12 protein-coding genes are annotated in these 18319 nt (G+C 64.7%); 10 read left to right on the top strand and 2 right to left on the bottom strand.

Going from position 1 to position 18319, the window contains the following annotated elements; genetic code table 11:
- Positions 1-92: 92 nt before the first annotated feature.
- On the bottom strand, positions 93-2582 hold the full coding sequence (locus EJ078_RS26475) for a mechanosensitive ion channel family protein (RefSeq protein WP_095801953.1): 2490 nt from the start codon (positions 2580-2582) through the stop codon (positions 93-95).
- 205 nt (positions 2583-2787) lie between these two features.
- Here EJ078_RS26475 and EJ078_RS26470 point away from each other — a divergent pair, with 205 nt between their 5' ends.
- The 5 genes from EJ078_RS26470 to EJ078_RS26450 all read left to right on the top strand — a co-directional run bounded on the left by EJ078_RS26470 (position 2788) and on the right by EJ078_RS26450 (position 9593).
- Entirely contained in the window at positions 2788-4047 is a 1260-nt protein-coding gene (locus EJ078_RS26470; protein WP_067329275.1) for a sarcosine oxidase subunit beta, read from the top strand.
- A 12-nt stretch (positions 4048-4059) separates the two neighbouring features.
- On the top strand, positions 4060-4353 hold the full coding sequence (locus EJ078_RS26465) for a sarcosine oxidase subunit delta (protein WP_067329272.1): 294 nt from the start codon (positions 4060-4062) through the stop codon (positions 4351-4353).
- Positions 4350-7343, top strand: a complete 2994-nt coding sequence (locus tag EJ078_RS26460; RefSeq protein WP_127215426.1) for a sarcosine oxidase subunit alpha — start codon at positions 4350-4352, stop codon at positions 7341-7343. The genes EJ078_RS26465 and EJ078_RS26460 overlap by 4 nt, the downstream gene beginning before the upstream one ends.
- Positions 7344-7365: 22 nt before the next feature.
- Positions 7366-7953: a sarcosine oxidase subunit gamma gene (locus EJ078_RS26455; protein WP_127215429.1), complete on the top strand. Its 588-nt coding sequence runs from the start codon at positions 7366-7368 to the stop codon at positions 7951-7953.
- Between the two features lie 197 nt (positions 7954-8150).
- Positions 8151-9593 carry an MFS transporter gene (locus EJ078_RS26450; protein WP_127215425.1) on the top strand — a complete coding sequence of 481 codons (1443 nt, stop codon included), beginning with the start codon at positions 8151-8153 and terminating at the stop codon, positions 9591-9593.
- Between the two features lie 29 nt (positions 9594-9622).
- Here EJ078_RS26450 and EJ078_RS26445 read toward each other — a convergent pair whose 3' ends face one another.
- The gene (locus EJ078_RS26445) at positions 9623-10327 is read right to left on the bottom strand and encodes a nitroreductase (protein WP_095801957.1); all 705 of its coding nucleotides are present in this window, start codon (positions 10325-10327) and stop codon (positions 9623-9625) included.
- A 235-nt stretch (positions 10328-10562) separates the two neighbouring features.
- On the opposite strand from EJ078_RS26445, the gene EJ078_RS26440 reads away from it, so the two are divergent.
- From EJ078_RS26440 to EJ078_RS26420, 5 genes are all read left to right on the top strand, one after another.
- The gene (locus EJ078_RS26440) at positions 10563-11150 is read left to right on the top strand and encodes an XRE family transcriptional regulator (protein ID WP_189413671.1); all 588 of its coding nucleotides are present in this window, start codon (positions 10563-10565) and stop codon (positions 11148-11150) included.
- 106 nt (positions 11151-11256) lie between these two features.
- Positions 11257-13710, top strand: coding sequence for an FAD-dependent oxidoreductase (locus tag EJ078_RS26435; protein WP_127215424.1), 2454 nt, complete (start codon positions 11257-11259; stop codon positions 13708-13710).
- The gene (locus tag EJ078_RS26430) at positions 13707-14606 is read left to right on the top strand and encodes a homocysteine S-methyltransferase family protein (protein WP_127215423.1); all 900 of its coding nucleotides are present in this window, start codon (positions 13707-13709) and stop codon (positions 14604-14606) included. Before EJ078_RS26435 ends, EJ078_RS26430 begins: the two co-directional genes overlap by 4 nt.
- Positions 14606-15787: a pyridoxal phosphate-dependent aminotransferase gene (locus EJ078_RS26425; RefSeq protein ID WP_095801960.1), complete on the top strand. Its 1182-nt coding sequence runs from the start codon at positions 14606-14608 to the stop codon at positions 15785-15787. Before EJ078_RS26430 ends, EJ078_RS26425 begins: the two co-directional genes overlap by 1 nt.
- Positions 15784-18231 carry an FAD-dependent oxidoreductase gene (locus tag EJ078_RS26420; RefSeq protein WP_208720952.1) on the top strand — a complete coding sequence of 816 codons (2448 nt, stop codon included), beginning with the start codon at positions 15784-15786 and terminating at the stop codon, positions 18229-18231. Before EJ078_RS26425 ends, EJ078_RS26420 begins: the two co-directional genes overlap by 4 nt.
- Positions 18232-18319 lie beyond the last annotated feature (88 nt).

Here is an 18319-nt window from a genome sequence, read left to right as displayed (position 1 = left end):
TCGCACTTTGCGTGAGAGCTTATATGAGATGGAACGTGAACCGCAACTGAATGCCGCATTCATGCCACAATCGGCTTCGGCGGCCGCCAAAGCTAGTCGGGGTCGGGCTTGCGGCCTCTTCTCTTGGTTTTAGCCAGACGCGCCTGCTCGGCCGCGGCCTCCGCTTCCAGCCGCTCGCGTTCGGCGAATTCGGCCTCGATCTTGTCGTCGTCGATCGGCCATGGCTCATGCTTCTTGCTCTCGACCACGGCGCGGGGCGCCGACGGGATCTCGATGTGCTCGTCTTCGAAGATGTCGAAGATCGCGAATCGGATGTCGTTCTGGACGATGCTGCCGTTCAACACGTCGGCCACGAACACGCGGATCTCGAATTCCAGTGCAGCCGGGCCGAAATTGGCAAATAGCACAAAGGGCTCGGGGTTCTTGAGCACCATCGGATGGGCGCGGGCAATGCCGAGCAGGACGGCGTGGACGCGCTTGACGTCGCTGCCATAGGCGACGCCCACCTTGATGTCGACGCGGCCAAGCTTGTTGCGGTGCGTCCAGTTGCCGACCGCATTGTTGATGAGGTTCGAGTTCGGCAGGATCACCGACTGGCGCTGGAACGTCTCGATCTCGGTGGCGCGCACGCTTATCTTTCTGACCGTGCCGCTGATGTCGCCGGCGACGATCCAGTCCCCGACTTTGAACGGTCGCTCGGCAAGCAGGATCAGCCCGGAGACGAAGTTCGAGACGACGTTCTGCAAGCCGAAGCCGATACCCAGCGAAAGTGCGCCGGCGACCAGCGCCAGATTGGAAAGATCGATGCCCGCCGCCGATATGCCGACCAGCGCTGCAAGCGCGACGCCGGCATAGCCAACCGCCAGCCGGATCGAATTGCGCACGCCGGTGTCGACCTTGCCGCGCGCCATGACCGAGCCGTCGAGCCAACCCTGGAACCAACGCGTGAGAAAATAGCCGATGGCGAAAACGACGATGCCGGTGAGGATGCCGAGCACCGAGATGGTCACCGACCCGATGGTCACGCCCGTTGCGAGCTTAAAGGCCCAGGTTTCGATATCGCCGGGCTGGAAGCCCCACATCAAGAGGATCAGCGGCAGGAACACCAGCACGATCATCAGGTTGATGGCGATGCTGACCACCAGGCCGAGCTGGTCGAGCGCGGTGTCCTCATAGCTGGAATTGGCTGACAGCCAGCGCCCGACCGAAGTGTCGGCGAAGCCGCCCTCCTCGCCGATCGCCCGCGCCGACAGAAAGCCGATATAGGCGGTGATCAGCGTGGTGCCGGTGACGACGACCTGAATAGAGACGAAAAGCGCAAGACCGATATAGCCGAGCAGTGCCGCGGCGATTGTGGAGACGCCGAGCCCGATGGCAATGAAGCGAAGCCAAGCCGGCCACGGACGCCACGAGCCGTCCTTCGCCCTGAAGGGCTTCAGCACACCCATCAGGATCAGGATGACGCCCACGATGACGGTGGCAACGAAGCTCCTGGCGATCGTCAGCGACAGCGGCGAGCCCATCTTCTCGTTGACGACGGACAGGAAGTAGTTGAAGCCGAGGACCACGGCCATGGCGGTGGCCAGCCGCACCAGCCAACGCGCTGGTCCGGTTGCGACTGGAATAAGCCGCCAGTTCGGCAGCCGCGGCTCTAGGGCGGCATTGGTCAGCCGGTTGACGCAGAACGCCACCGCGACGACCGAGAGCAGCGCGTTGAGGAATTCGCCGATGTCGCCGCGCAGGACGTTGTAATAGTTGAAGAAGAACACGGTCGAGGCGAGGAACGCGCCGAGCGCCACGGTCGGCAGCAGCGTCGACCAGAACGCCACCGAAAGCCGGCTCAGGTACGACGGCTCTTCGACCGAAGGATCGGCCTCGAAGATGCGGCCGAAGAGACGCCTGCCCCCGATCAGCAGCACGGCCGCCAGCGCCAGCGCCATCAGCGTCGCCGCAAGCATCGCCTGGAACTTGAACTTCAATGCGAAGGTGAGCCAGGACGCCACCGCCTTATAGAGGCCGGTGAACTGGTCGTGCGCGTCGGAAAAGGCCTGCGGGCTCAGCGCATCGCTCAACTCGTAGCGTTTCGTCAGAACGCTGCGGAAAAGCTGACTGCGTAGCGTGGCGATCCTGTCGACCAGCCCGCTGATGCGGATGGACAGGTTCTGCGCGCTGGCGACCACGGCATTGATCTCGGCCTTCTCGGCCGTAAGCGCCGCGCGCTCGTTGGCGACGATCGCCGGCTCCGGCGGCTGCCCCTGGGCCGGCGGCGGCCCTAATACCGCGATGCGCGCGTTGATGTCGTTGAGGCGTGAACGGAACGCGAGCGCGCTGTTCAGCGCCGCCCGTGAAATATCCTCGAGCTGCAAGCGGATATCGACAAGGCCGGCGTCGTCCTGGTCTGGGGCGCTTAACTTCTTCTCCAGTCCGTCGGTCTTGGCCGTCAGATCCTGGATGGCCTTGGTCTGGTCGGCGATGAGCTGCGTGGAGCCCTGGCCGATCGCCTGCGCCATCGCGCCGGGCGAGGGCTGCGCCGCGACGGCGACAATGGCGATCAGGATCAGGCGGAGCAGTCGGAAAATCATGACGTGACGGGCGACTCACGGCCGAAAAATCTTCGAAAATCCTGCCCTTGATAAAGACCGGCCTATCAGGCGGCAAGACGTCTCCATCCGCGGGCCTCGGCGCGGATCGAAGTCGGCCTGTCGAAAAGCGATGGCGCAATCTTGGCTTTGCGCTTCTCGCCTGCTCTATAGTCTGCCGGCTCGCACCAAAAGGACGACAGGAAGAATGGCGGAATACTCAGCCTTTTCGCTCCTCAAGAACGCGCTCAACGGCAACCAGGACTGGAAACCGGCCTGGCGCAAGCCGGACCCCAAGGCGTCCTATGATGTGATCGTCATCGGCGGCGGCGGCCATGGGCTCTCGACCGCCTATTACCTCGCCAAGGAGCACGGCATCACCAATGTCGCTGTGCTGGAAAAAGGCTGGCTGGGCTCGGGCAATGTCGGCCGCAACACCACGGCAGTGCGCTCCAACTATCTTTTGCCGCAGAACACCCGCTTCTACGAGCATTCGATGAAGCTGTGGGAGAACCTGTCGCATGACCTCAACTACAACGTCATGTTTTCGCAGCGGGGCTGCCTTAACCTCGCGCACACACCGGCTCAGGTCGACGACTACGCAAGGCGCGGCAATGCCATGCGCCATCTCGGCGTCGACGCCGAACTGATGAGCGTCAAAGAGATCAAGCGCCTTGTTCCGGCCCTGGACGTTTCGGGCTCGGCGCGATTTCCAATCCTTGGCGGGCTGATGCAGCCGCGTGCCGGAACCGCGCGCCACGACGCCGTCGCCTGGGGCTATGCGCGCGGCGCCGACCGGCGCGGCGTCGACATCATCGAGAATTGCGAGGTAACCGGCTTCCTGCGCGACGGCGACCGCATCACCGGTGTGACGACGACGCGCGGCGATATCCGCGCCAAGAAGGTGGCGCTTGCGGTGGCCGGCAGCACCGGCCAAGTCATGCAGCTTGCCGGCATTTCGCATATGCCGATCGAAAGCCACGTTCTGCAGGCCTTCGTCTCGGAATCGCTGAAGCCGATCATCGGCACCGTTCTCACCTTCGGCATGGGCCACTTCTACATCTCGCAATCCGACAAGGGCGGCCTCGTCTATGGTGGGGACCTCGACGGCTACAACAGCTATGCCCAGCGCGGCAGCCTGCCCGTCGTCGACGAGGTGATGAGCGAGATGCTGGCACTCTTCCCGGGCCTGGCGCGGGTGCGCATGCTGCGCTCCTGGGGCGGGCTTTGTGACATGACGATGGACGGTTCGCCGATCATCACCACCGGCCCGCTGCCCGGCATGTATCTCAATTGCGGCTGGTGTTATGGCGGCTTCAAGGCAACGCCAGCCTCAGGATGGTGCTTTGCCTGGACCATCGCCAAGGACGAGCCGCACGAGTTCAACGCGCCCTTCACGCTCGACCGTTTCTATCGCGGCCTCATCATCGACGACAAAGGCCAGGGCGCGACGCCGCGGCTGCATTAGGTTTCGAATCATATGCTGATCACTTGTCCCTATTGCGGCCCGCGCGATGTCATTGAGTTCACCTACCAGGGCGACGGCAACCGCGAGCGGCCGCAGCCTGCCTCGCAGGATCTCGACGCCTGGAATGCCTATGTCTACGACCGGCTGAACCCGGCCGGCGACCACAATGAGATCTGGCAGCATTCCGGCGGCTGCCGCGCGCATCTGCGGGTGGTGCGAAACACCTTAACCCATGAAATCTTGAGCACTGCCTTTGCCCGTGGCGGACACAAGTCCGCGGGCCACAAAGCGGGAGGCCACCAGTGAGCCCTCGCCGCACAGAAACCGGCGGCCGCATCGACCGGCTGCGCACCATCCGCTTCACCTTCGACGGCGCGCGCTATACCGGACACGCCGGCGACACGCTCGCTTCGGCGCTGCTCGCCAACGGCGTGACGCTGTTCGGCCGTTCGTTCAAATACCATCGCCCGCGCGGCCTGCTCGCCGCCGGCGTCGAGGAACCGAACGCTCTGGTGACGGTGCTGCGCGGCGAGGTGCGCGAGCCCAACATTCCCGCCACCATGGTCGAGATCTATGACGGGCTCGTCGCGGTCAGCCAGAACCGCTCCCCCTCGCTCGCCTGGGATATCGGCGCGCTCAACCAGCTCGGCGGCAAGCTCCTGTCGGCCGGCTTCTATTACAAGACCTTCATGGGACCGGTGATCGGCCCGTTGAAAGGCACGCGCTTCTGGATGTTCTGCGAGCATTTCATCCGCCGCGCCGCCGGCCTCGGCAGAGCCGGCACCGCGCCCGATACCTCGCGCTACGAGCGCATGAACGCCTTCTGCGACGTGCTGGTCGTCGGTTCCGGCCCGGCCGGGCTGATGGCGGCGAAGGCCGCGGCCGACCAGGGCGCCCGCGTGATCCTGGCCGAGCTCGAGGCAAAGTTCGGCGGCTCCGCCAACTGGTCGGGCGAAACCATCGACGGGGCGTCGGCAGCCGACTGGGCGGCGCGCATCGTCGGCCAGCTCGAAGGCAATGACAATGTCCGCCTTCTGCCGCGCACGACGGTGTGGGGCTATTACGACGGCAACACGCTGGCCGCGCTCGAACGGGTGACGGACCACAAGGAAGTTCCGGCCAAGGGCGAGCCGCGCCAGCGCTACTGGGCGATCCGCGCCAAAACGGTGGTTCTCGCCACCGGCTCCTTCGAGCGTCCGCTGGTATTCCCCGGCAACGATCGTCCGGGCGTCATGCTGGCGCATGCGGCCGAACGCTACGCCAATGAATATGGCGTGCTGCCCGGTGAACGCATCGCACTGTTCACCAACAATGACAGCGCCTATCGTTCCGCCGTTGCACTGAAGAAGGCCGGGGCCGCCGTCGTCGCCATCGTCGATGTCCGCAGCGACGTGTCGAACGAGATGAGCAGGCTGGCGAGCCAGGCCGAAGCAGAGCTGCTTGCCGGCCATGCCGTGGTTGCGACCGAAGGCGGCAAGGCGCTCACCGGTCTCAAGGTGCGGCGCTTCGAATTGATGAACGGCGCGCTGAGCGGCGATGAGCGCAGCATCCATGCCGACTGCCTGTTGATGTCGGGCGGCTGGTCACCGACGATCCATCTCGCCAGCCAGGCTGGAGCCAGGGCCATATGGAACCCTGCCAGGCAGGCCTTCCTGCCGCCGCAGCCGACGCAGCGCTGGATCGGCGCCGGCGCCTTCACCGGCAGTTTCACGACCGCGGAAGCCATTGCCGAAGGCCGCGCGGCTGGCCTTCAGGCCGCCGGCGGAAGCGCGTCCTCCGCTCCGCTACTCGTCGTGGAGGCCGTCCCCGGCGAACCGGATCCGGCACCGGTCTTCGAGATCAAGGCCAAGGGCAAAAGCTTCGTCGATTTCCAGCACGACGTGACCGCCGAGGATGTGCGGCTCGCGCACCGCGAGGGCTTCGTCTCGGTCGAGCATCTGAAGCGCTACACCACGCTCGGCATGGCGACCGACCAGGGCAAAAACTCCAACGTGCCGGGCCTCGCCATCATGGCCGAGGCGCTGGGCAAGCCGATCCCCGAAGTCGGTACGACGCGGTTCCGGCCGCCCTACACGGCCGTGTCGATCGGCTCGCTGGCGGCCGAGCGCTTCGGCGACCTGAAGCCCGAGCGGCTGACGCCGATGCACGACTGGCACATCGACAACGGCGCGACCATGTATGCGGCCGGTCTCTGGTACCGCCCGATGATCTACGGTCTCGCCGGCGAGACGGTCGAGCAGGCCTATGTCCGCGAGGCCGCGGCAACGCGTGAGAGCGCCGGCATCGTCGATGTCTCGACGCTTGGGAAGATCGCCGTTCAGGGCCCGGATGCGGCGGAATTCCTCGACCGCGTTTACACGAACATGTTTTCCACCCTCGCGGTCGGCAAGGCCCGCTACGGTCTGATGCTGCGCGAGGATGGGCTTGCCTTCGACGACGGCACCACATGGCGGCTTGGCGAACAGGATTTCCTGATGACCACCACCACCGCCAATGCCGGCAAGGTGATGCAGCATCTGGAGTATTTCCTCGACGTGATCTGGCCGGAACTGAAGGTCACCGTCACCTCCGTCACCGACGAGTGGGCGGGGGCCGCGATCGGCGGACCGAAAGCCAGGGCGATCCTCGCTGCCTGCGTGAAGGGCACGGCCGTCGACAACGCCGCGATTCCCTTCATGGGCATTGTGCACGGTGAGATCGCCGGCGTGCCGGTGATGATCTGCCGCCTCTCCTTCTCCGGCGAGATGGCTTTCGAAGTCTATTCCGGCGCCGGCTATGGAACGCGCGTTTGGGAGGCTCTCATCGAGGCCGGCAAGCCTTTCGGCCTGGTCGCCTACGGGCTCGAGGCGCTTGGCACCATGCGCATCGAGAAGGGCCACGTCACCGGCGCGGAGATCGACGGCCGCACCACGGCGCGCGACCTGCATCTCGACTGGATGCTGTCGAAGAAGAAGCCCTTCATCGGTTCCGCCATGATGGATCGCGAAGGCCTGATCGCCCCGGACCGGCTGGAACTTGTCGGCTTGATCGCTCTCGACAACCGCGCGCTCAACGGTGGCGGACATATCGTCGAGGAACTCGACGAAGCGAACCCGCACGATTCGATCGGCCATATCACCGCCTGCTGCTATTCGCCGGCGCTCGGCAAATACATAGCGCTTGCGCTGGTCAAAGGCGGCAAGGGGCGCCACGGCACGCGCGCCTTCGTCTCCGATCCGCTGCGCAACCGGTTCGGGCCGGTCGAGATCGTCTCCAACCATTTCTACGATCCGGACGGGAGCCGCATGCATGGTTGAACGACAACTTCCCGAGCGGCAATTGCCTGAGCGCCTGTCGCCGCTTGAACCGGTCTATCATCCAGGCTCGCACGGCCATTTCGAGCATGGCGTTGACGTTATCCTGTCCGAAACGCGGCCGGGCTCGATCCTGCAGCTCGCAGCATGGCCGGGCGAGGAGAAGCGGCTGATGTCCGGCATATACAAGGTGACAGGCCTTGCCCTGCCGGATGGAGCCGGCGGCGGCGTCGTCAACGGCGCGAAAGCCGCGTTCGGATTCGCGCCGGGCAAATTCACGGTGGTTGACGAGGCCGAGGGCTTGGCTTCCGCGTTCACGGGCCTCATCACGCCCTCCATCGGCACGATTACCGATCTCTCGCATGGCCGTACCGCGATTCGCATTTCTGGGCCCAAAGCGGAGTGGGTGATGGCGAAACTCTTCGCTATCGACTTCGCCTTGCCGGCCTTCCCGCTCGGCGCCGGCCGCTCGACCAACCACCACGATGTCTTTGCACAGATCCAGCGCACCGGTGGCGACCAATTCGACATCTATGTGTTCCGCTCCTTCGCGCGCTCCTTTTGGAAGGCCTTGTGCCACGCGAGCGAGGAAGTCGGCTACGAGGTGCACTAAGCGCAATTCCAGGAAACTGCGCGGCGGTTTTCCGTGCCGAATTTGCCTCTAAGCAGGCAGCACTCGGGGATTGGTTCAGCCGGCGCGTGGCACTATCGACGGCCACAACTGCCGCTTGAGCCTTGGGCCAGCGAAGACGATAGATAAGGAACGCGGCTCTCGGAGCCCTCAGGCAACCGGTTCGACAACATCCTTCCATGACCGCAGAGACTACGGCGACAGCCACGACCCGCTTTGCTCCGGCGGGTGACCCGTCGCTGCTGTTGCCGGCGACCGTCGCCTTCGGCGTGTTCATGACCAGCCTCGACCAGAATGTCATTGTGACCGCGCTGCCCGGCATCGGCGAAAGCCTGGGCCGCCCGCCGAGCCAGCTCGGGCTTTTGATCACCGTCTATGTCGCGAGCCTCATCGTCACGATGCCGCTCGGCGGCTGGCTGGCCGACCGCTTCGGCCTGCGCAACGTCTATTGCTTTGCGCTGCTGGTCTTCGCCAGCGCCTCGGCCCTGTGCGGCCTGTCGGAAAACATCTGGATGCTGGTCGGCTCGCGCGCGCTGCAGGGCTTCGGCGGTGCGCTGATGGGCACCCTCGGTCAGGTCGTAATCCTGTCGAGCTTTCCGCGCGACCGCACGCTCAGGATCAACATGTATATTTCGCTCGCCGGCCAGTCCGGCCCGCTGGTCGGGCCCCTCGTCGGTGGCGCGCTGACCACTTACGTCTCGTGGCGGTGGATCTTCTACATCAACATACCGATCGCGCTGACGGCCGCGTTGCTCGCGGCCTCGCTGTTCCCCACGACCACCAAGCCGGTCCGCACGCCCTTCGATTTTCCCGGCTTCCTGCTAGTCGGCGGCGGCATGGCGCTGCTCGTCTTCGGCATGGATTCGCTTGCCGCGAAGGACGTCGCCGCCAGCATCATCGGCGTCGAGCTCGGCCTGGCAATCGCCATCCTCACTGTCGCGGCCTTCTATTGTCTGGGGGCCCGCAATCCGTTGCTCGACCTCAATCTGCTGCGCATCCGCACCTTCCGCATCAGCTTTCTGACCGGCGGCGGGCTCGACACGATAGGGCTAAGCTCCGTTGTCTTCCTGCTGCCGCTGATGTTCCAGCTCGGCTTCGGCATGAGCGCGGTGCAGGCCGGATCGCTGACCTTCGTCGCGGCGATCGGCTCGCTGCTGATGCGCTTCTTCATGCCGCGCATCTTGAACCGCTTCGGCTTCAAGCGGGTTCTGATCGTCAACACGCCGATCGCCGCCCTGCTGGTCGCCGGTTTTGCCTTGATGCAGGAAAGCACGCCTACCTGCATCGTGCTTGCCTACATCTTCGCCTTCGGCCTTTTCCGTTCGGTGCAGTGGGCCTCGACCGGCAACCTCGCCTACTCGGACATCGCGCCCGAGCAGCTCTCGCGCTTCAGCGCCCTGTACTACATCCTTTGGCAGCTGGCGGTGGCAATCAGCGTCGGTCTGGCCGCTGCCATGCTCTCGCTGCTCGCCGGCGGCGGCCAGGCGAGCGTCAACGACTACCGGCTCCTGTTCGTCGTCGAAGGCTTGATCACGCTTTGCGCGCTGCTCGCCTATTTCAGGCTCACCCCGCAGGACGGTGCCCATGTCAGCGGCCATGGCGGGCATATCGGCACGGATTAGCACATCGGGCTGCGATCCGCGCCGGAGAGCTATGTCGCGAACGTCACCCAGTCTTCGAGCGGCGCGCGGTCGGTGCGGAATTCGTTCTCGGGCTTGGACGTGTCCTCATAACCAAGCGCCATGCCGCAGACCACGATCTCCTCGTCTGGTATGTCGAGCACCGGGCGGATCTGCCGGTGATAGGGCGCGAAAGCCGCCTGCGGACAGGTATGCAGGCCCCTGCCCCGTGCCGCGACCATGATGTTCTGCAGAAACATGCCGTAGTCGATCCACGAGCCCTTGTTCAGCCGCCGGTCGACCGTGAAGATCAGGCCGACCGGCGCGTCGAAGAAGACGAAGTTGCGGTCGTGCTGCGCCCGCATCCTGTCGACTTCGCGCCGGCCGATGCCGATCGCGCCGTAGAGACCGAAACCGTTGGCGCGACGCCGGCTGAGATAGGGCTCGAAGAACTGGTCGGGATAGTAACGGTACTCGTCCCATTCGGCCTTTTCGGCGCGGATGCCCGAATTGAGGATGGCGTCGCTGATGCGCCGCTTCACCTCGCCCTTGGTCACATAGACACGCCAGGGCTGCATGTTGGTGCCCGAGGGTGCCCTTGCCGCGACCGTCAGGATGGCGCGGATTGTGCTGTCGTCGACCATGTCGGGCAAAAACGCGCGCACCGACCGGCGCGACATGATCGCCTCATCGACGATCGCTGCGTCGAGCGTGCTCCGGTCATTCTTCTCCAGCATGGGCCGTCCCTTCACGCACGGCTGGACCCGGCAACCCGATTCCCGCAACGACCATAGGCAGACACAAATAACTAACTGGTCCTCGACCGGACGCCCCACTCGCGATTCGATGGCGAGGCTTTGCATCAACCGCCAAAATGGCGCAAGCAAATCTTGCGTTGCATGAAAATTCACTTGATTTTTTCATGCACTTGCTTTCTCATGAAATTTGAGCAGATTTTTTCACGAGGAGCGGGTGACCTCGACCGCCATCAGATCGGAGCAGGACAATGGCGAGCGGCTGCTGGCCGGCGACATTCGTGCGCTGCGCAAGGCCCGCGGGTTGACGCTTGCCGAGATTGCTCTGAAGCTCGACCGCTCGGTAGGCTGGGTCAGCCAGGTCGAGCGCGGCTTGTCGATCCCTTCGCTTGGTGACCTGCGGGCCTTCGCCGAACTCTTCGGCGTGCCGCTCAGCCTGTTCTTCAGCCATGACGTGCCTGCCGAAGAGGAGCGCGGCGTGGTTGTGCGCGCCGGCAGCCGCCGCTCGCTTGGCACAAGCGAATCGGGCCTCGTGGAGGAGCTTCTGTCGCCCGATCTTGGCGGTAGCTTCGAGATGCTGCGCTCGGTCTTCGCGCCGGGCGCGGAATTGAAGACCGAAGGGCGCCGCCCGACCGAGGAAGCGGGCTACGTCGCGTCGGGCACTTTCGAGCTCGAGATCGGCGGCGTCTGGCATCGGCTCAGCGAAGGCGACTCGTTCCGCTTCGAAGGCAAGCCGTTCCGCTGGCGCAATCCTGGCGCCGACCCGGCGGTCGTCATCTGGGTGGTTTCGCCACCGGTGTACTGAACCAATGCATGCCGCCCAAAACTGTGCCGCGGTTTTTGGGACAAGGCCTGCATGAAACAAAGAATCAAAAGCGCGTCCTGACGCGCTTTGGACGTTGGAGGAGAACATGGCCGGTTTGCCGACCACGGCACGCGTGGTGATCATCGGAGGCGGCGTCGTTGGCGCCTCCTCACTTTACCACCTTTGCAAGGCGGGCTGGACCGACTGCGTGCTCTTGGAAAAGAACGAGCTGACCTCCGGCTCGACTTGGCACGCGGCCGGCAACGTGCCGACCTTCTCGTCGTCCTGGTCGCTGATGAACATGCAGCGCTATTCTACCGAGCTCTACCGGGGCCTCGCCGACGCGGTCGACTATCCGATGAACTACCATGTCACCGGCTCGTTGCGGCTCGCCCACACCAAGGAGCGCATGCAGGAGTTCCAGCGCGCCAAAGGCATGGGCCGCTATCAAGGCATGGACATCGACCTCGTCGGCCTCGACGAGATCAAGCGCCGTTACCCCTTCATCGAGACGCATGAGCTGAAAGGCGCGCTCTACGACCCGAGCGACGGCGACATCGATCCCGCGCAATTGACGCAGGCGCTTGCCAAGGGTGCGCGCGACATGGGCGCGAAAATCATCCGCTTCTGCCCGGTCACCGGCGTTCGCCGCGAAAACGGCGAATGGGTGGTGGCGACGCCGCAGGGCGAGATCCGCTGCGAGATCGTGATCAATGCCGCCGGCTATCGCGCCGCCGAAGTTGGAAAAATGTTCGGCCGCGAAGTGCCGATGATGGTGATGAGCCATCAATATATCCTGTTCGAGGAAATCCCCGAGCTGGCCGCATGGACCAAGGAACAGGGCAAGAAACTGCCGTTGCTGCGCGACGTCGACACCTCCTACTACCTGCGCCAGGAAAAGACCGGCATGAATCTCGGTCCCTATGAGCGCAATTGCCGCGCGCATTGGGTCGGCCACAACGATCCGATGCCGGAGGATTTTTCCTTCCAGCTTTTCCCGGACGATCTCGACCGTCTCGAGCATTACCTTGCCGACGCCGTTGCCCGTGTGCCGATCCTCGGCACCGCAGGCCTTTCCAAGGTGATCAACGGGCCGATACCTTACGCGCCGGATGGCAATCCGCTGATCGGTCCGATGCCCGGCGTGCCGAATGCTTTCGAGGCCTGCGTCTTCACCTTCGGCATTGCGCAAGGTGGCGGCGCCGGCAAGGTGCTGGCCGAATGGGTGACCGAGGGCCAGACCGAATGGGACATGTGGTCCTGCGATCCGCGCCGCTTCACCGCCTTTGCTTCGGCACCCGACTATTGCGTTGCCAAGGGCATGGAGATCTACGGCAACGAATACGCCATCCAGTTCCCGCGCCACGCCTGGCCGGCCGGCCGCGACCGCAAGCACTCGCCGCTGCATGAGCGCGTCAAAGCGCGGGGTGGCCAGTTCGACGCTTATAACGGCTGGGAGCGCGCCACCTGGTACGCGCAACCGGGCGACGACATTTCGGAAGAATCAACGCTGACTTTCCGCCGCGACGGGCCATGGCAGCAGCGCGTTCGCGAGGAATGCCTGGCTGTGCGCGATGCAGCCGGCATCCTCGACCTGCCCGGCTTCTCGCGTTTCAACCTCGAAGGTCCGGGCGCCGCCGAATGGCTGGCCCTGCAGGTCACCGGCCTCGTGCCGAAGCCCGGCCGCATCGGCCTGGTTTATTTCGCGGACGATAAGGGCCGCATCGTTACCGAAATGTCGGTCGTGCGCCATGGCGAGGACCAGATGACGCTAATCACCGCGGCCGTCGCGCAGTGGCACGACTTCGAATGGTTGAAGTCGCGCATGCCGGCCGATGCGGCCTTCAGGCTGACCGATCGCACGGAGGAATACTCAACCCAGATTCTCGCCGGCCCGAACTCGCGCGCTATTCTTGCTGACGTCTGCGACGCCGATCTTTCCCTGCCTTGGCTGACGCATCAGGAGACGACCATCGCCGGCCGCTGGGCGAAGCTGGTGCGCGTCTCCTTCGCCGGCGAGCTCGGTTGGGAGATCCACACCAAGGTCGCGGACACGGCTACCGTCTTCGACGCGGTCTGGGCCGCCGGCCAGAGGCATGGCCTAAAGCCCTTCGGCATGTACGCGCTGGATTCGCTTCGGCTGGAAAAAGGCTACCGCGCCTGGAAAGGCGACCTCTCGACCGACTATTCGATCCTGCAGGGCGGGCTCGAACGCTTCGTCAAATGGGACAAGCCCGACTTCCGCGGCAAGGCGGCGCTGCTCAACGAAAGGCAGCAGGGCGTGAAGAAGCGCTTCGTCACGCTGGTCGTAGAAAGCCCCAGCGATTGCGACGCGCCCTATATGTCGACGCTCTGGCATGACGGCAAGATTGTCGGCGAGACGACGTCGGGCGGCTGGGGCCATCGCGTCGATAAGTCGATCGCGCTCGGCATGCTGCGTTCCGACCTGACCGAGCCCGGCACGGCGGTCGAGGTCGAAATCTTCGGCGACCGTTTCAAGGCGGTGGTGCAGAAGGACGAGCCGTTGTGGGATCCGAAGAACGAAAGGTTGAGAGCATGACATCCGTCATTCTTACCGATGGCGGCATGGGCCAGGAGCTGGTCCGTCGCAGTCAGTCCGAACCGACGCCTTTGTGGTCGGCCAGAGTGCTGATCGACGAACCGGAACTGGTGCGCGACCTGCATGCGGAATTCATCCGTGCCGGCGCCCGCGTCATTACCATCAACACCTATTCGGCCACGCCCGAGCGCCTGGCGCGCGAGGGCGCGGAAGAGCTGTTTAAGCCTCTGCAGAAGCGCGGCATCGAGCTCGCCCGGCAGGCGCGCGACGAAGCGGGTGAAGCCGCCATCGCCGGCTGCCTCTCGCCTCTGTTCGGCAGCTACGCGCCGGCGCTGACCATCTCCTTCGAGGAGACGCTCGGCATCTACCGCCGCATCGTCGCCGAGCAGGCAGAAGGCGTCGATCTATTCCTGTGCGAGACCATGGCTTCCGCCGAAGAAGCCCGCGCGGCGGTTACCGCGGCATGCGAGAGCGGCAAGCCGGTCTGGGTATCCTGGACTCTCGCCGACCACGGGACGCCCCGCCTGCGCAGCGGCGAGAGCGTTGCCGCCGCGGCTAGCGCCCTCGGCGATCTGCCGGTGGCGGCACGGCTGCTCAACTGCTGCCGGCCCGAAGCCATTGCCGCCGCATTGCCGGAACTGCTGGCCCTCGGCGGTCCGGTTGGCGCCTATGCCAATGGCTTCACCTCGGTCGAGGCGCTCAAGCATGGCGGCACGGTCGACGTGCTGCACGCGCGCCATGATCTCGATCCGAACGCCTATGCCGACCAGGCGATGGGCTGGGTCGAGACTGGCGCCAGCATTGTAGGCGGCTGTTGCGAAGTCGGGCCGGCGCACATCGCTGCGCTACGCGACCGGCTCATTCAGGCCGGCCATCACATCTCGGGAGCAGCCTGATGCCAAAACCATCGAAGCGCATTACCGGCATCGTGCCATCGGGCAAGGACGGCTGGGAAGTCCATTTCGCCGCCTGGACCCGCAGGGCAGCCGGCGAGGACATCATCGTGCTCTCGGTCGGCGACCATGATTTCGACACGCCGTCGCAAACGATCGAGGCCTGCGTCAACGCCGTCCGCGGCAGCAACCACCACTACACGCCGCTTCCCGGCCTGCCGCGCCTGCGCAAGGCGATGGCGGCGGCCTCCTCCGCCTGCACCGGCGTCCTGACGGAGCCCGACGAGGTCATCGCCACGGCCGGAGGTCAGGGCGCGCTCTACGCCGCCGTGCAGGGCGTGCTCGACCCTGGCGATCACGCGATCGTCGTCGCGCCTTATTATGCCACCTACCCCAACACCTTCAGCGCCGCCGGCGCCGGCTTCACCGTGGTCGAGACGCCGGCCGAGGACGGCTTCCAGCCGCGCGCCGACAGAATCCGCGCGGCGCTCAGGCCCAACACGCGCGCCATCCTGATCAACACCCCGAACAACCCGACAGGCGCAGTCTATTCGCGCGAACGGCTCGAGCAATTGGCCGAAATCTGCAAGGAGCACGATCTCTGGCTGCTGTCCGACGAGGTCTACTGGACGCTCGGCGGCGGCGAGCACATCTCGCCGCGCTTGCTGCCCGGCATGTCCGAGCGCACGCTGGTCATCAATTCCATGTCGAAAAGCCACGGCATGACCGGCTGGCGCATGGGCTGGCTCACCGGCCCGAAGGCGATGATCGCGCTGATGACCGATCTCAACCTGGTGACCACCTATGGCCTGCCGGCCTTCATCTCGATCGCTTGCGCCGAGGCGCTTGAAAACCACTACGGCGTGGACGAGATAGCCGAGCGTTACGCCGGGCGCCGCGCCGTCTTCCTCGACGCCATTCGCGGCGCAAATGAAGTCACCGTGCGCGGCTCCGAAGGAGGCATGTATGTCATGCTCGACATATCGGCCATCGAGCCCGACGACGAGAAATTCGCCTGGGCGCTGCTCGACAAGGAGAAGATCGGCGTCATGCCTGGCTCGAGCTTCGGCGAGGCCGCCGCCGGCCACATCCGCATCAGCCTCTGCCAGCCTGAACCTGTCCTTCAGGAAGCAGCGCTTCGCGTGCGCCGCTTCGCTTCCGACTACCGCCGCGAGGCCGCATGACCAGAACCATTCCAACCAAAGCTCGCGCGGTCATTATCGGCGGCGGCGTCTCCGGCTGCTCGGTCGCCTATCATCTGGCCAAGCTCGGCTGGACCGACATCGTGCTGCTTGAGCGCAAGCAGCTCACCTGCGGCACGACCTGGCACGCCGCCGGCCTGATCGGCCAGTTGCGCGGCTCGCAGAACATGACCCGGCTGGCGAAATACTCGGCCGACCTCTACGTCAAGCTCGAGGCGGAGACCGACGTCGGCACCGGCATGCGCCAGGTCGGCTCGATCACCGTGGCGCTGACCGAGGAACGCAAGCATGAAATTTATAGGCAGGCCTCGCTAGCCCGCGCCTTCGATGTCGACGTGCGCGAGATTTCGCCAACCGAAGTCAAGGAGATGTACCCGCATCTCAACGTCTCCGATGTGGTCGGCGCGGTGCATTTGCCTCTCGACGGCCAGTGCGACCCCGCCAATATCGCCATGGCGCTGGCCAAGGGCGCGCGGCAACGCGGAGCGACGGTTATCGAAAACGTGAAGGTCATCAAGGTCCACACCAGGAACGGCCGCGTCTCCGGTGTCTCCTGGGCTCAGGGCGAGGACCAGGGCACGATCGAGACCGACATCGTCGTCAACTGCGCCGGTATCTGGGCGCGCGAGCTCGGCCGGCAGAACGGCGTCACCATCCCGCTGCACGCCTGCGAGCATTTCTACCTCGTCACCGAGCCCATCCCCGGCCTCACCCGCCTGCCGGTGCTGCGCGTGCCGGACGAGTGCGCCTACTACAAGGAAGACGCCGGCAAGATGATGCTCGGCGCCTTCGAGCCGGTGGCGAAACCCTGGGGCATGGACGGCATCCGCGAGGATTTCTGCTTCGACCAGTTGCCCGAGGACATGGACCATTTCGAGCCGATCCTCGAAATGGGCGTCAACCGTATGCCGATGCTGGGCACGGCCGGCATCCACACCTTCTTCAACGGCCCCGAGAGTTTTACTCCCGACGACCGCTACTATCTCGGCGAGGCGCCGGAACTCTCCGGCTACTGGATGGCGACCGGCTACAATTCGATCGGCATCGTTTCCTCCGGCGGCGCCGGCATGGCCCTGGCGCAGTGGATCAATGACGGCGAGGCGCCTTTCGACCTCTGGGAGGTCGACATCCGCCGCGCCCAGCCCTTCCAGAAGAACCGTCGCTACCTCAAGGAACGCGTCTCCGAAACGCTCGGCCTGCTCTACGCCGATCATTTCCCCTATCGCCAGATGGCTACCTCGCGCGGCGTGCGCCGCTCGCCTCTGCACGAGCATCTGAAGGCTCGTGGCGCCGTCTTCGGCGAGGTGGCCGGCTGGGAGCGCGCCAACTGGTTTGCCCGCGAAGGACAGGAGCGCGAATACCGCTATTCCTGGAAGCGGCAGAACTGGTTCGACAACCAGCGCGAGGAACACCTCGCCGTGCGCAACGGCGTCGGCCTGTTCGACATGACCTCGTTCGGCAAGATCCGCGTTGAAGGCCGCGACGCTTGTGCCTTCCTGCAGCGGCTCTGCGCCAACGACATGGACGTGGAACCGGGCAAGATCGTCTACACGCAGATGCTCAACGCCAAAGGCGGCATCGAGAGCGACCTCACCGTGACGCGGCTGTCCGAGACCGCCTATTTCCTCGTCGTGCCGGGCGCCACCTTGCAGCGTGACCTCGCCTGGCTGAGGCGGCACGTCGCCGACGAATTCGTCGTCATTACCGACGTAACCGCTGCCGAAGCCGTCATCTGCCTGATGGGCCCCGATTCGCGAAAGCTGATCCAGAAGGTGAGCCCCAACGATTTTTCCAACCAGGCCAATCCGTTCGGCACCTTCCAGGAGATCGAGATCGGCATGGGGTTGGCCCGTGCCCATCGCGTTACCTATGTCGGCGAGCTCGGCTGGGAACTCTATGTCTCGACCGATCAGGCCGCCCATGTCTTCGAGGCGATCATTGAAGCCGGCGCCGATGTCGGGCTGAAGCTCTGCGGCCTGCATACTCTGGATTCCTGCCGCATCGAAAAGGCCTTCCGCCATTTCGGCCACGACATCACCGACGAGGACCATGTGCTGGAGGCAGGCCTTGGCTTCGCGGTGAAGACGGCCAAGAGCGACTTCATCGGTCGTGACGCGGTGCTCAGGAAGAAGGAAGCCGGGTTGAGCCGCAGGCTGGTGCAGTTCCGCCTCAAGGACCCGCAGCCCCTGTTATTCCACAACGAAGCAATCCTGCGCGACGGCATGATCGTCGGTCCGATCACCTCGGGCAATTACGGCCACCATATCGGCGGCGCGATCGGGCTCGGCTATGTGCCCTGCGAGGGCGAGAGCGAGGCTGATGTGCTGGGCTCATCCTACGAGGTCGAGATCGCAGGCGAGCGTTTCGCCGCGGAAGCATCGTTGAGGCCAATGTACGACCCGAAGGCTGAACGGGTGCGGATGTAGCGCAGTGTTCCCTTCTCCCCGTTCAACGGGGAGAAGGTGCCCGAAGGGCGGATGAGGGGCAGCGCCACACCTTTGCGACGCCGCCCCT

Origin of the sequence: Mesorhizobium sp. M1A.F.Ca.IN.022.06.1.1 (assembly GCF_003952605.1) — a bacterium.
Classification (GTDB): Bacteria; Pseudomonadota; Alphaproteobacteria; order Rhizobiales; family Rhizobiaceae; genus Mesorhizobium.
This window is presented reverse-complemented; position numbering and strand designations above follow the sequence as displayed.

Bases quoted from the DNA above. Each gene is read 5' to 3' on its own strand.
- EJ078_RS26475 (WP_095801953.1), bottom strand. From the start codon at position 2,582: ATGATTTTCCGACTGCTCCGCCTGATCCTGATCGCCATTGTCGCCGTC.
- EJ078_RS26420 (WP_208720952.1), top strand. From the start codon at position 15,784: ATGACCAGAACCATTCCAACCAAAGCTCGCGCGGTCATTATCGGCGGC.
- EJ078_RS26435 (WP_127215424.1), top strand. From the start codon at position 11,257: ATGGCCGGTTTGCCGACCACGGCACGCGTGGTGATCATCGGAGGCGGC.
- EJ078_RS26450 (WP_127215425.1), top strand. From the start codon at position 8,151: ATGACCGCAGAGACTACGGCGACAGCCACGACCCGCTTTGCTCCGGCG.
- EJ078_RS26465 (WP_067329272.1), top strand. From the start codon at position 4,060: ATGCTGATCACTTGTCCCTATTGCGGCCCGCGCGATGTCATTGAGTTC.
- EJ078_RS26425 (WP_095801960.1), top strand. From the start codon at position 14,606: ATGCCAAAACCATCGAAGCGCATTACCGGCATCGTGCCATCGGGCAAG.
- EJ078_RS26430 (WP_127215423.1), top strand. From the start codon at position 13,707: ATGACATCCGTCATTCTTACCGATGGCGGCATGGGCCAGGAGCTGGTC.
- EJ078_RS26445 (WP_095801957.1), bottom strand. From the start codon at position 10,327: ATGCTGGAGAAGAATGACCGGAGCACGCTCGACGCAGCGATCGTCGAT.
- EJ078_RS26470 (WP_067329275.1), top strand. From the start codon at position 2,788: ATGGCGGAATACTCAGCCTTTTCGCTCCTCAAGAACGCGCTCAACGGC.